Annotated in this window: 11 protein-coding genes; 9 read left to right on the top strand and 2 right to left on the bottom strand. The window is 70.5% G+C overall.

The window, feature by feature from the left end; translation table 11 throughout:
- Positions 1-161: 161 nt before the first annotated feature.
- On the bottom strand, positions 162-872 hold the full coding sequence (locus FHX80_RS14575) for a bifunctional DNA primase/polymerase (RefSeq protein ID WP_145764593.1): 711 nt from the start codon (positions 870-872) through the stop codon (positions 162-164).
- Between the two features lie 481 nt (positions 873-1,353).
- Here FHX80_RS14575 and FHX80_RS14570 point away from each other — a divergent pair, with 481 nt between their 5' ends.
- Together FHX80_RS14570 and FHX80_RS14565 are read left to right on the top strand one after the other, a co-directional pair.
- Positions 1,354-2,841, top strand: a complete 1,488-nt coding sequence (locus FHX80_RS14570) for a PP2C family protein-serine/threonine phosphatase (protein ID WP_208764658.1) — start codon at positions 1,354-1,356, stop codon at positions 2,839-2,841.
- A gap of 123 nt (positions 2,842-2,964) precedes the next feature.
- Positions 2,965-4,428, top strand: a complete 1,464-nt coding sequence (locus tag FHX80_RS14565) for an aminopeptidase P family protein (protein ID WP_145764592.1) — start codon at positions 2,965-2,967, stop codon at positions 4,426-4,428.
- Positions 4,429-4,479: 51 nt separating this feature from the next.
- On the opposite strand, the gene FHX80_RS14560 is transcribed toward FHX80_RS14565, so the two are convergent.
- Positions 4,480-5,082 (bottom strand): ATP-binding protein, encoded by a 603-nt coding sequence (locus tag FHX80_RS14560; protein ID WP_145764591.1) that lies wholly within the window; start codon positions 5,080-5,082, stop codon positions 4,480-4,482.
- A gap of 258 nt (positions 5,083-5,340) precedes the next feature.
- Between FHX80_RS14560 and FHX80_RS14555 the strand changes: the two genes are divergently transcribed.
- The 7 genes from FHX80_RS14555 to pheA all read left to right on the top strand — a co-directional run bounded on the left by FHX80_RS14555 (position 5,341) and on the right by pheA (position 12,600).
- Positions 5,341-6,159 carry a hypothetical protein gene (locus FHX80_RS14555; protein ID WP_208764657.1) on the top strand — a complete coding sequence of 273 codons (819 nt, stop codon included), beginning with the start codon at positions 5,341-5,343 and terminating at the stop codon, positions 6,157-6,159.
- Between the two features lie 164 nt (positions 6,160-6,323).
- Positions 6,324-7,064: a YcnI family copper-binding membrane protein gene (locus FHX80_RS14550; protein ID WP_145764590.1), complete on the top strand. Its 741-nt coding sequence runs from the start codon at positions 6,324-6,326 to the stop codon at positions 7,062-7,064.
- 49 nt (positions 7,065-7,113) lie between these two features.
- Positions 7,114-7,767, top strand: a complete 654-nt coding sequence (locus FHX80_RS14545) for an SCO family protein (RefSeq protein WP_145764589.1) — start codon at positions 7,114-7,116, stop codon at positions 7,765-7,767.
- Entirely contained in the window at positions 7,764-8,213 is a 450-nt protein-coding gene (locus FHX80_RS14540; protein WP_145764588.1) for a copper chaperone PCu(A)C, read from the top strand. The genes FHX80_RS14545 and FHX80_RS14540 overlap by 4 nt, the downstream gene beginning before the upstream one ends.
- 14 nt (positions 8,214-8,227) lie before the next feature.
- Positions 8,228-10,303, top strand: a complete 2,076-nt coding sequence (locus tag FHX80_RS14535) for a copper resistance CopC/CopD family protein (RefSeq protein ID WP_145764587.1) — start codon at positions 8,228-8,230, stop codon at positions 10,301-10,303.
- A gap of 8 nt (positions 10,304-10,311) precedes the next feature.
- A complete protein-coding gene (efeB, locus tag FHX80_RS14530) occupies positions 10,312-11,637 on the top strand; it encodes an iron uptake transporter deferrochelatase/peroxidase subunit (RefSeq protein ID WP_145764586.1) in 1,326 nt (441 codons plus the stop codon).
- A gap of 27 nt (positions 11,638-11,664) precedes the next feature.
- Positions 11,665-12,600 carry a prephenate dehydratase gene (pheA, locus tag FHX80_RS14525; protein ID WP_145764585.1) on the top strand — a complete coding sequence of 312 codons (936 nt, stop codon included), beginning with the start codon at positions 11,665-11,667 and terminating at the stop codon, positions 12,598-12,600.
- The last annotated feature ends 459 nt before the right edge of the window (positions 12,601-13,059 follow it).

Here is a 13,059-nt window from a genome sequence, read left to right as displayed (position 1 = left end):
CGAGGCCATGACGGCGGCCGACGGGCCCGGAAGATACGGCGGAACACGCGTTCCGAGTGTTCCCCGGTGGCCCCGGCCGCCCGGCGTGAAGCGATTCGTGACGATGCGCCGAGAACTCCGGCGGCGCGAACTCCGGCGCGATGCCACCGCCCGCCCGCCCGTCAGTAGGCGAGCCGGCTTCCCCCGTCCGGGGCGCTGTTGCTCGCTTCGACCAGCGCGTCCAGAACCGCCCCCACATCCGGCAGCCACGGCGAGGCGGCCACCGCGACGGGCGCTCCACCGGTCAGCCGCAGCCGCGAGACCCTGTCCGGCGCCCGCTCCCAGCGCACTTGCCCCGCGCCGGTCTCGGACGGCGGAAGGACGAGATAGCCCCCCTCGCCGTGGAACCGCAGTGAACTGGGCACCCAGTCCTGCGCGTGCAGCAGTTCACCGAGCCGTTCGAGGGTGTACGGGGCGACCAGCAGCGACCACCGGGTCGGCGTCGCCACCACGGGACCCAGCCGCATCCCCATCCGGTCGAGTTCGGCCAGCGCCCCCGCACCGGCCACGGCCGGCAGGCTCAGGGCGCACGGCGCCTGCCCGCCGGTGGCCAGCACGACCGGTGCGGTGGGCCGGTTCGTCCACCACCAGCGCACCATCCGCGGGTCGGTGGTCGCCGCGAGCAGTCCGGGGTCGCAGGGGTGCGCGCCGGGCACGGCGCATTCGGGGTCGGGGCAGGCGCAGCCACGCTCACCACGACCGTCGGCCGGCTGCAGCCCCACTCCCGGGAGTACGGGCCACTGCCACTCGGTGGCACAGGTCAGAGCCGCGTCGAGCTGGGCGGGCCTGTCCCGGAGCCGGAGCCTGCGTCGCCTTCCGAGGATCTCGCGCATGAGCGCTCGTTCCTTTCCGTTGAACGCCGAGGGTCCACATCACACCACGCGTGCGTCACATCGCGTGTGCGGAATTTCACTGTGTGTGCATGCTCGTCGAGCCTGCGGTACGGGTTGATCGTCGGTACCGAGCGTGAGCTGTGCTGAGCCGAATCGAGCCGGTTCCAGTCGAAATCATGGCGAGGCGCAGGGCGCGTATCGCGCCTGCCGCCCTTGCGTACGACCTCGCCACTCGGGGGTGGGGCGTGGCCGTCACAGATGAGGACGTCCGGGCCCGCTGCCAGGTTCCGGGAGCGGTCGGGAACCACCCCTGGTCATCTGCCGATTACGTACCCAGCATGCCCGGAATGACGCTCCCCTCGGGGCTTCACCCCGAGGACATCCCTGCCGAGCGGACCCAGTCGACCGCCAATCGCTGCCACAGGGTGCAATTTTTGGCCAAGTTGGCTGCCGCCTGGACACCACAAATCCTGTGTGGACAATGCTGGACATCGCCTCGCTTGTGCGTGTACATGTGGATGCATTGATAGTGGCGCAGAATGGCATGGGAGTTTGCGATGCTATTCGACGAAAAACACCAGTCGGAAAGCAGGCGACCATGAGCGCCCCACACCTGCCGAAAGTGGCTGGAATCGATCCCACAGTTCCGGTTTCGACGCACACTGACGGGCCTCTCACAGAGGTGCCCGCCGCGCCCGGCGCCTTCATCCAGGACCGTCTGGCGGGCTGGGTCTCCGAGCTCACCACGCTGCACGAGCTCACCGAGCGGCTGGCCGGTACCAGCACTCTGGACGACGCACTTCACGAACTGCTCGAAGCCGGTGCCGCTCTGGTGGGAGCCCGCCGCGGGCTGATCGCGTTCCAACCGTCCGACCGCCGCGGCCCCGTCAGCACCATCGGCCTCGGACTGGCCCGCGCGGAACTCGGCCAGATCGAGACGGTGCCCCGCAGCGCCACGTCCTACGGGCGCATCCTGGAAGGTCTGCCCGGCGCCGAAGGCCCGCTGGCCACCCCCGACCTGCTCGGCGACACCGGCCTGGACCCCCGCAGGCGCGAGGTGGCCGCCCGACTCGGCTACGCCGCCAGCTACGCACTGCCGATCACCACCGCCCGGACCGGCCGGCTCGCCGCCGCCGTCTGGTTCTACGACGAACCCGCCGAGCCGCTGGAGCGCCAGCGCCACCTGGTCGGCATGTACGCCGGGTACGCCGCCGAGCACCTGGCCCGGCTGCTGGAACTGGAACGGGCCAGGACCGATGTCGCCACCGTCACCGAGGAGCTCCTGCCCAGCCGGCTGCCCCGGGTCCCCGGCGTGGAGTTGGCCGTACGCCATCACACCGCACCGCAGGGCGGCAACGACTGGTACGACGCGCTGGCACTCCCGGAGGGCGCGCTCGGCCTCGCCGTCGGCTCGGTGAGCGACTCCGGGCCGACCGCCCTGGCCACGATGGGGCGGCTGCGCGCCAGTCTGCGGGCGTACGCGGTGATGGAGGGCGAGGACCCGGTCGCCGTACTCTCCGATCTTGAGCTCCTGCTGCGGCTGACCGAGCCGACCCGTTCCGCGACCGCGCTCTTCGCCTACTGCGAGCCCACCCGCCGCAGGATCGTGCTGGCCGGGGCCGGTCACACCCCGCCGCTGATCGTCGGCGACCGGCGTACCGAGTACGTCGAGACCACCCTGTCCGCGCCGCTGGGCATGCTCGCCTGCTGGGAGGCGCCCAGCGTGGAGGTCGCCCCGGCGCCCGGCGAGACCGTGCTGCTGTACACCGACGGCCTCCTGCGCCGGGCAGGCGACTCGATGGACCGGGCGTTCGCACGGCTCCACTCGGCGGCGGCGAGCGTCCCCAAGGCGCTGCGCCACGACGCCGGATCGGTCGCCGACCATGTGCTGCGCACCGTCCTGCCCGACGGGCCCGAGCAGGGTGACGGCACAGAAGACGTGGTTCTGCTGGCGGCCCGGTTCGACTGAGCCGCCGCCCGGCGCCCCGCCTCCGTGGTGCCGCCGGTTGTAAGAGGTCTTCCGGCCCTGGGACCCCTTCCGTACGCCCGTACGATGGAGGGGGTCCAGCGTCGTATCAAGGAGAGACAAGTCGTGTCTGAGGAGCTCACCCCGGAGAACCCGGAGACCGAAGAGGCAGAGCAGGTCAAGCAGCGGAAGAACGGCCTGTACCCGGGCGTCTCCGACGAACTCGCCGCGAGCATGAAGTCCGGCTGGGCCGACACCGAGCTGCACGGGCTGGAGCCGATCGCTCAGGCCGGACACACCGCCGACCGTCGCGCCGCGCTCTCCGCCCGCTTCCCCGGCGAGCGGCTGGTCATTCCCGCGGGCCGGCTGAAGACCCGTTCCAATGACACCGAGTACGCCTTCCGCGCCTCCACCGAGTACGCGTACCTGACCGGCGACCAGACCCAGGACGGCGTCCTCGTCCTGGAGCCGAAGGACGACGGCCACCAGGCGACCGTCTACCTGCTGCCGCGCTCGAACCGTGAGAACGGCGAATTCTGGCTCGACGGCCAGGGCGAGCTGTGGGTCGGCCGCCGCCACTCCCTCGCCGAGGCCGAGCAGCTGCTCGGCATCCCGGCGAAGGACGTACGGGAGCTGCCCGCCGCGCTGGCCGAGGCCACCGGCCCGGTCCGTAACGTCCGCGGTCACGACGCCGGCATCGAGGCCGCGCTGACCGACAAGGTCACCGCGGAGCGCGACGAGGAGCTGCGGGTCTTCCTCTCCGAGGCACGCGTGGTCAAGGACGCCTTCGAGATCGCCGAGCTGGCGAAGGCCTGCGACATCACCGCCCGCGGTTTCGAGGACGTCGTGAAGGTCCTCGACAAGGCCGAGGCGACGAGCGAGCGCTACATCGAGGGAACGTTCTTCCTGCGGGCCCGCATCGAGGGCAACGACATCGGCTACGGCTCGATCTGCGCCGCGGGACCGCACGCCACCACCCTGCACTGGGTGCGCAACGACGGCGCGGTGCGCTCCGGCGAGCTGCTGCTGCTCGACGCCGGCGTGGAGACCAACGACCTCTACACGGCCGATGTGACCCGCACCCTTCCCATCAGCGGCACGTTCACGCCGCTGCAGCGGAAGATCTACGACGCGGTGTACGAGGCGCAGGAGGCCGGTATCGCGGCGGTGAAGCCCGGCGCCGGCTTCCGTGACTTCCACGTCGCCGCACAGCTCGTCCTCACCGAGAAGCTCGTCGAGTGGGGTCTGCTCGGCGACCGGTCCGTGGAAGAGGTCCTGGAGCTGGGTCTGCAGCGCCGCTGGACCCTGCACGGCACCGGACACATGCTCGGCATGGACGTCCACGACTGCGCCGCCGCGCGGACGGAGTCGTACGTCAACGGAACGCTGGAGCCGGGGGTGTGTCTCACCGTCGAGCCCGGTCTCTACTTCCAGGCCGACGACCTGACCGTCCCCGAGGAGTACCGCGGCATCGGCGTCCGGATCGAGGACGACATCCTCGTCACCGAGGACGGCAACCGGAACCTCTCGGACCAGTTGCCCCGGCAGGCCGACGAGGTCGAGGCGTGGATGGCCCGGCTCAAGGGCTGACCTGCCGACGGCCGGTTCCCGGCCGTCGACGCGCGCCGGAGGGCGCTCTGCTCAGGACACCATGAGCAGGGCGCCCTCCCGCCATTTCAGGACCTTGTCGAAGCTCACCACCGCGCCACCGCGCCCCGGCCGGTTGCCGAAGTGGACGTGGTCGGCGAGCTGCTCGATCAGGCACAGGCCCCGCCCGCTCTCGGCGGCGAGCGGCGGATGTCCGGTCTGCTGCCCGGCCGGCTGTGGCTGGAACTGCCACGGTTCATGACGATATGGATCCTGCTGGTGCGGGTCGTACTGCTGCGCTTGGTGTTGTTGGTGTGCGGCATCGCGAAGCGTGCGTCTGGCGGGAAAGCCGGGGCCCGAGTCGGCGACTTCGATACGGCATCTCTCGCCATTGAGATATGCGGTGACCTGGTACTGCCCGCAGGCCGTACCCGACGGCTCTCCCCACGCGTCCCAGATCTCCCCGACATCATCCGGAACACGATGCGCCCCGCCGTGCTCGACGGCGTTCGCACACGCCTCGCTGAGCGCGACCGACAGGTCGTAGGAGATGTCCGGGTCCACGCCCGCGGATTCCATCGTGCCGAGCAGGAACCGACGGGCGAGCGGAACGCTCGCAGCTTCGCGCCGCAGATGGAGTGACCACCACATGCTCATGCTCCAGCCTCCTGGCTGCGGCTCGACATACCGATACGTATTGCCGCCCGGTGCCGTTCGTAAGCACAGACGGGATGTGAGACCGCTCATTCGGCGGATACCCGGGCTCGCGACACCTGTGCTTGCCCGGCCCACAAGGCGGTTCCTACCCCATCCGCAACCACCTTCAACAGCCCGGCTCGCAGCCAATCGGGCGGAAGGCGACCTTCCGGACCTGCCGTACGGCGGCTGGGTGCGCAATGCGATGATGACCCGGCCATGTCTACGTCTGTGGGACGCGCCGGAGCCGGTCTGCGGCTTCTGAGGGCCGCGGTGTTCGCCGCGGTCTGCGTCGCGTTGTCCGCGGCCGGACACGCACTGGCCTCCTGCACGGCGGTGCCCGGATGGACACTGCTCGCCGGGTTCCTCGGGATCCTCGCGGTGGCGGTACCGCTGGCCGGACGCGAACGCTCGCTGCCGTCGATCGCCGCGGGCCTGGCCGGCGGACAGATCGCACTGCACACGCTCTTCGGTGTGGGTACGCACACCGCGACGCCCCAGCCGCCGGCCGGCGAGGACTCACTGATCCGGTTCGCGGCGAGCCTCGTCTGCGGGGCGGGCCCGGCGCAGTTGAACGCCACCGACGCCCATCGCATCGTCACCACCGCGGGCATCGACCCGGCGTCGGTGACCGAGCAGGCCCATCAGCACATGGCCGCCGCCCCCTCCGGGAGCATGCTCGGCACCGGAGCGGCCGGCCTCGCCGGAATGTTCCCCAGCCTGCCCATGCTGCTCGGCCACCTGCTGGCCGCGCTGGCCACCGGCTGGCTGCTGCGGCGCGGCGAGATCGCCCTCTTCCGGCTCGCCCGGCTGTCGGCGCACGGCGCCCAGCAGGTGGCGGCCGGGGCCCGGCTGCGGGCGCTGCGCGCGGCACTCGTCCTCGTGTCCGCCCTGCGCGCGGGTCTTCCGGGCGGACCGACGACCGGGCCGCGCATCCTCCGTACGGCTGTGGACGCACCATCCCCGGCCACCGGGGATCCCTTGCAGCACATGGTGATCAGGCGCGGGCCGCCACCCGTACTCGCCCTCGCAGCCTGACGCGACACCCTCCACTCGATGCACGCGCCCCTCGCAGGTACCTCTCCGGTGCCGGTACGGGTCGGCGCACACATTCCGCTCGTGAGGGAAGAGGTGTCGCGATTCCGTCGCGCACCCGTGCGGCGGAGCACCCTTCCTTCGTGCTTCGTGGAGTGATTCCTGACATGAACGTCTCTCGCATCGCCCTCGTCGGCGGCGTCGCCGCGTCCACCGTGCTGATCCTGGCCGGTACGGCTTCCGCCCACGTCAGCGTCCAGCCGCAGGGCGAGGCCGCCAAGGGCGGTTACGCCGTCATCAACTTCAAGGTCCCCAACGAGCGTGACGACGCCGCGACGACCAAGCTCGAGGTCAACTTCCCGACCGACCACCCGCTGGCCTCCGTCCAGCCCGAGGCAATCCCCGGCTGGAAGATCGACGTCACCACGAGCAAGCTGGCCAAGCCGCTCGACATGCACGGCAAGAAGATCGACAAGGCCGTCTCCAAGGTCACCTGGACCGCGGACGGCGGCAAGATCGAGCCCGGCCGCTTCCAGCAGTTCCCGCTCTCCGTCGGCCAGCTCCCCGAGGACGCCGACCAGCTCGTGTTCAAGGCCATCCAGACGTACGACAACAAGGAAGTCGTCCGCTGGATCGAGGAGCAGAAGGACGGGGCCGAGGAGCCCGAGAGTCCCGCTCCGGTCCTCAAGCTGACGGCCGCCACCGACGGCGCGCACGGCGCGGCGGCCGCCTCCGGCGACACGAGCGATTCCGCAGACCACGCGAAGGACGAGAAGACGACGGCTTCGGCGTCCTCGTCCGGCTCCTCCAGCGACACCACGGCCCGCGTCCTCGGCATCGTCGGCATCGTCATCGGCGTCGCGGGTGTCGCCTTCGGCGTCCTGGCCGGCCGTCGGCGTACCGCCTGACCGTCCAAAGCCCCACCCGCCACACCGACCCATCAGGAATCAGTGCTCCATGGTTAAGAAGTCTGTGCTGGCCGCGGCGCTCGTCGCCGCGGCCGCGCTCACCCTGTCCGCCTGCGGCGGCAGTGACAACGACAGCAAGAAGCCCATCGCCGACGTGTCGATGGAGGCGAAGACCAAGGCCGCGACGGTGCTCGACCAGCCGTTCACCAAGCCGAATCTCGTCCTCACCGACACCCATGGCAAGAAGTACGACCTGCGTGAGAAGACCAAGGGCAGGCCGACGCTCATCTACTTCGGCTACACCAACTGCCCCGACGTCTGCCCGCTCATCATGAGCAACATCGCGATCGCCAAGAAGTCCCTCCCCGAGGCCGACCGGGACAAGCTCCAGGTCGTCTTCGTCACCACCGACCCGGAGCGGGACACTCCGTCCTCACTGGGCAGCTGGCTCAAGTCCCAGGACCCGTCCTTCACCGGTCTCACCGGCGACTTCCCGACCATCCAGGCGGGCGCCCGGCAGATCGGCATCGGTATCGACGCACCGAAGAAGGAGAAGGACGGCACGATCGTCTCGATGCACGGCTCGCAGGTCATCGCGTTCTCCCCGAAGACCGACCAGGGATACGTGCTGTACAGCGAGGACACCACGCCCGACGACTACACCAAGGACCTCCCCAAGCTCATCAAGGGGGAGAAGCCTTGAACCGCCGCACCACCCTCGCCGGCGTCCTGGCCCTCTCCACGGGTCTGACGCTGGCGGGGTGCTCCTCCTCGGGCAGCGAGCCGGAGCTGAAGGTCATCGGCGCGTTCATGCCGCAGCCCGTCAACGACATGGCGGCCGCCTTCCTCGTCGTGCAGAACAGCGGCGGCAGCTCCGACCGGCTCACCTCTGTCACCAGCCCGCTCTCGGACGACGTCACGATCCACGAGACGAAGAACCAGGCGATGCGCATGGTGACGTCCTTCGCCGTACCCGCGGGCGGTGAGCTGGACCTGGAACGCGGCGGAAACCACATCATGTTCATGAAGCTCAAGCAGCAGCCCAAGCAGGGCGAGAAGGTGTCCATGGAGCTGCACTTCGAGAAGGCCGGCCCGATCAAGGTCGACCTTCCCGTGAAGGAGACCACCCACAACCCGAAGAAGCAGTGAGGGACTGACAGACCATGACAGCCACCGCCCCGCACTTCGGGCCGCCCCCGTCCGTACCCGCCATACGCCGGCCGCTCGCCGCGGCCGGACTCCTCGCCGCTCTGATCGGCATGGTGTTCGGCCTGCTGCTGGCCGTAGCGGGTCCCGCGTCGGCTCACGCCGCACTCACCGGGAGCGACCCGCAGGACGGGGCGGTGGTCGACACCGCACCCAAACAGGTCACGCTGACCTTCTCCGAGCAGGTGGCCATGGGCGAGGGATCCATCCGGGTCCTGGACCCCGACGGCAAGCGCGCCGACACCGAGGCCGCCCCGCTCGACCTGCACAGCGGCTCCACCGTGCAATACGGCGTCGCCCTGCACGCCGGCCTGCCCGACGGCACGTACACCGTCGCCTGGCAGGCCGTCTCCGCCGACAGCCATCCGGTCTCCGGAGCCTTCACCTTCTCCATCGGCGCCCCCTCGAAGACCACCGTCGCCCTCCCGGACAACGAGGCCGGGGGCGGCCTCGTCGGCACGCTCTACGGCATCGCGCGCTACGCCGCGTACGCCGGCTTCATCGTGCTCGTGGGCGGCGCGGCCTTCGTGCTCGCCTGCTGGCAGCGCGGGGCGGGCGCGCGCCCGCTGCAACGCCTCGTGGTGCGCGGCTGGACGACCCTCACCGCGGCCACTCTCGCCATGCTGCTGCTGCGCAACCCCTACACCGGCTCCGGGAAGCTCGCGGACGCCTTCGACCTCGACGGGCTGACGGCGGTCCTCGACACCAAGCCCGGCGCCGCACTCGTCTCGCGGCTGCTGTTGCTCGGAGCCAGTGCGCTGTTCATCGCCGTGCTGTTCGGGACGTACGCGAAGCGCGAGGACGAACGCGAGAAGAAGGACCTCACCTTCGGCCTCGCCATCGGCGGGGCGGTCATCGCCGCCGGGATCGCCGGGACCTGGGCGCTCGCCGAGCACGCGTCGACCGGCATCCAGCCGGGGGTCGCCATGCCGGTCGACGTGCTCCATCTCCTGGCCGTAGCCACCTGGCTGGGCGGGCTCGCGGCCCTGCTGGTCGCGCTGTACCGCACGCCCGACGTCACCGCCGACGCGGTACGGCGCTTCTCCCGGATCGCGTTCGGCAGTGTCCTCGTGGTCGCCGCCACCGGGATCTACCAGTCCTGGCGTCAGCTGGGCTCCTGGTCCGCGCTGACCGACACCGGGTACGGGCAGCTGCTGCTCGTGAAGGTGGGGCTCGTCGCGGTCCTCGTCGGGGTCGCGTCGATCTCACGCCGGTGGACGGCACGGCTGGCGGCCGGCGGTGGCGCGGCTGCGGCGCCGGTGGCCGCAGTCGAGGCCGAAGCCGAGACCGCAGTCGAGGCCGAAGTCGAGGCCGAAGTCATGGCCGAGGCCAGGGCCGGGGCCGCTACCGAAGCCGCTACCGAGACCAAGGCCGATTCGGACTCGGTGTCGCAGGACTCGGTGTCACAGGACCCCGTGTCGCAGCACCCGGTGTCGCAGGACCCGGTGTCGCAGGACCCCGCGCGAGCCGTCCAGCTCGCCCGCCAGAAGGCCGCCGTGGCAACCGCTGAGAAGAAGCGGGTGCGTGATGCCGACCCCGACCGCTCCGGCCTCCGCCGCTCGGTGCTGGCCGAAGTCGGCGTCGCGGTGGCCCTGCTGGCGGTGACCACCATCCTGACCTCGACCGAGCCCGGCCGTACCGAGGAGGAGGCGGCCCGCGCGTCGAACGCGGCCGCCGCCCCTGCGTCGAGCGGTCCCGTCAACCTCACGCTGCCCTTCGGCACCGGCGGCAAGAACGGCAGGGGCACGGTCCGAATGGACATCGCCCCGGGCCGTACCGGGGCCAATGAGCTCCACATCTGGATCGCTGACATCAGCGGGAAGGCCATGGACGTCCCCGAGGTGAAGCTCGCCCTCACCCTGAAGTCCAAGGACATCGGCCCCCTTCCGGTGGTCCCGGTCCGGCTGACCGAGGGGCACTGGATAGCCGGCGGTGTCCAGATCCCGATGGCGGGCAACTGGAACGTCTCGGCGACCGTGCGGACATCGGACATCGACCAGACGACGGTCGACAAGAACGTGAAGATCGGCTGAGCGGGATCGTGAGCGGAAACAGCACACACACCGAGACCAAGAAGACCGGCGACGAGGCCGGGACCGGGCCCGGGACCACCGGCGCCCTCTCCCGGCGGCGGCTGCTCGGCACCGCGGGCGCGGCCGGGGCCACCGGCCTGATGATCGGGGCGGCCGGCGGTGCGACCGGCTACGCCGCGACGCGGGACGACGCGCCGACCGCGCTGGCCTCCATCGGCTCATCCGAGGTGATGTTTCACGGGAAACATCAACCGGGGATCACCACCCCGCTTCAGGCGAGCGGCCATCTCATCGCCTTCGACCTGGCCCCCGGCGCCGGGCGGAAGGAGGCGGCCGCCCTGATGCGCCGCTGGTCCGCCGCCGCGCAGCGGCTGATGGCCGGCGAACCCACCGCGGGTGGCGCGGCGGACGGCACAGGGCACGACACCGGCATCGCACTGGACGCCGGACCGTCCTCGCTGACCGTCACCTTCGGCTTCGGCGCCACATTCTTCGAACGCACGGGCCTGGCCGGGCGCCGGCCACCGGGACTCGACCCGCTGCCGCCGTTCTCCGCCGACCACCTCGACACCGCCCGCTCCAACGGCGACCTCTGGGTGCAGATCGGCGCCGACGACGCACTCGTCGCCTTCCACGCGCTGCGAGCCGTACAGAAGGAGGCCGCTTCGACGGCCACCGTGCGCTGGCAGATGAACGGCTTCAACCGCACGCCCGGCGCCACCGCCAAGCCGATGACCGCCCGCAATCTGATGGGCCAGATCGACGGCACCGGCAATCCGAAACCGGCCGACAACGACTTCGACCGGCGCGTCTTCGTCCCGTCCGGCGCCGACGACGCGAAGTACGAATGGCTGGCCGGCGGCTCGTACGCGGTCGTCCGGCGGATCAGGATGCTGCTCGACGACTGGGAGAAGCTCCCGGTGGAACGTCAGGAACGGGTCATCGGCCGGCGCAAGGCGGACGGCGCACCCCTGAGCGGCGGCACCGAGACCACCGAAATGGACCTCGACAAGGCGGGCCCCGACGGCAGACTCCTGATCCCCGACAACGCCCACGCCCGGATCTCGTCCCCCGAGCGCAACAGCGGAGCGGCCATGCTCCGCCGCCCGTTCTCGTACCACGACGGCATCGCCGCGGACGGCACCCCGGACGCCGGGCTGCTGTTCATCTGCTGGCAGGCGGATCCGCTGCGGGGCTTCGTACCGGTGCAGCGCAAACTCGACCGGGGAGACGCCCTGTCGCCCTTCCTCCGCCACGAGGCGAGCGGCCTCTTCGCGGTGCCCGGCGGTGCGGCGAGCGGGGAGTACGTGGGCCAGCGGTTGTTGGAGTCCTGAGCCACCCCGGCGCATTAGGGTGACGGTATGTCCGCCACGCGCTACGCCTATCTCGGCCCCGAGGGCACCTTCACCGAGGTCGCCCTCCGTACGCTCCCGGAAGCCGCGACCCGCGAGCTCGTCCCGATGGTGTCCGTACCCGCGGCCCTGGACGCGGTGCGCAACGGCACGGCCGCCGCGGCACTCGTACCGATCGAGAACTCCGTCGAGGGCGGCATCACCACCACGCTCGACCAGCTGACCAGCGGTGAACCGTTGATGATCTACCGCGAGGTGCTGCTCTCCATCACCTTCGCGCTGCTCGTGCGCCCCGGCACCAAGCTGTCCGACGTCAAGACGGTCACCGCGCACCCGGCCGCACAGCCGCAGGTGCGCAACTGGATGGCAGCCCATCTCCCCCAGGCCGTATGGGAGTCGGCGGCGTCCAACGCGGACGGTGCGCGGCTCGTGCAGGAGGGGCGGTACGACGCCGCCTTCGCCGGTGAGTTCGCCGCGGCGACCTACGGGCTCGAACCACTGGTGACCGAGATCCACGATGCGGAGAACGCCCAGACCCGTTTCGTGCTGGTGGGACGCCCGGCCCGGCCGTCGGCGCCGACCGGTGCGGACAAGACGTCGGTGGTCATCTGGCTGGGCGACGACCATCCCGGTGCGCTGCTCGAACTGCTCCAGGAGTTCGCGGTGCGCGGGGTGAACCTGATGCTGATCCAGTCCCGGCCGACGGGCGCGGGCATCGGGAACTACTGCTTCGCGGTGGACGCCGAAGGCCACATCTCCGACCGGCGGGTGGGTGAGGCGCTGATGGGGCTGAAGCGGATCTGCCCGAACGTCCGCTTCCTCGGCTCCTATCCGCGGGCCGGCGTGACGCCTGCGGACGTTGGCCCCTTGCGTGCGGGTACGTCGGACTCGGAGTTCACGGTGGCCTCCGACTGGCTGGCCCGGAACCAGGACGGGCGGCCCTGACGGCCCCCGGCCGCCCGTCGGACCCTCACCCCTTCACACCCTCACGCCCTCGCACACCCCTTCACGCTCTCGCACTCTCACGTCCATTCGCCCTCGCGACCCTGCCCCTCCGCGCACCCCTCTCTCTGGTGCGATCAGCAGATTGTCATCGTCGGCAAAGTTATCCACAGGAGCGAGTCTCGACCTGGGGACAAGTCGACACCGCAATGCGACATGGTCGACAAATCTCCCCCAGCCCGCCCAGATCCATCCACAGGCCGGCAGGGCGCCCCGTGTCACCCCAATTCCATTGATCAACTCTTTAGGCGAGGAATTCCCACCCGAACGAGCACGCAAGGCGGGTTTGAGGTGGGACCCCATGAACCTTCACGCCGCTTTCGGAATGATCTCCCCATGTCCACAGATCTTCCTCACAGCCTGTGGATAACTTTTGGGAACCACCACCCCCTGTGGACAAGC

The sequence above is a fragment of the Streptomyces brevispora genome, assembly GCF_007829885.1.
Taxonomy (GTDB): Bacteria; Actinomycetota; Actinomycetes; order Streptomycetales; family Streptomycetaceae; genus Streptomyces; species Streptomyces brevispora.
Note: the sequence above shows the minus strand (reverse complement) of the source record. Positions and strands in the feature narration are given on the sequence as shown.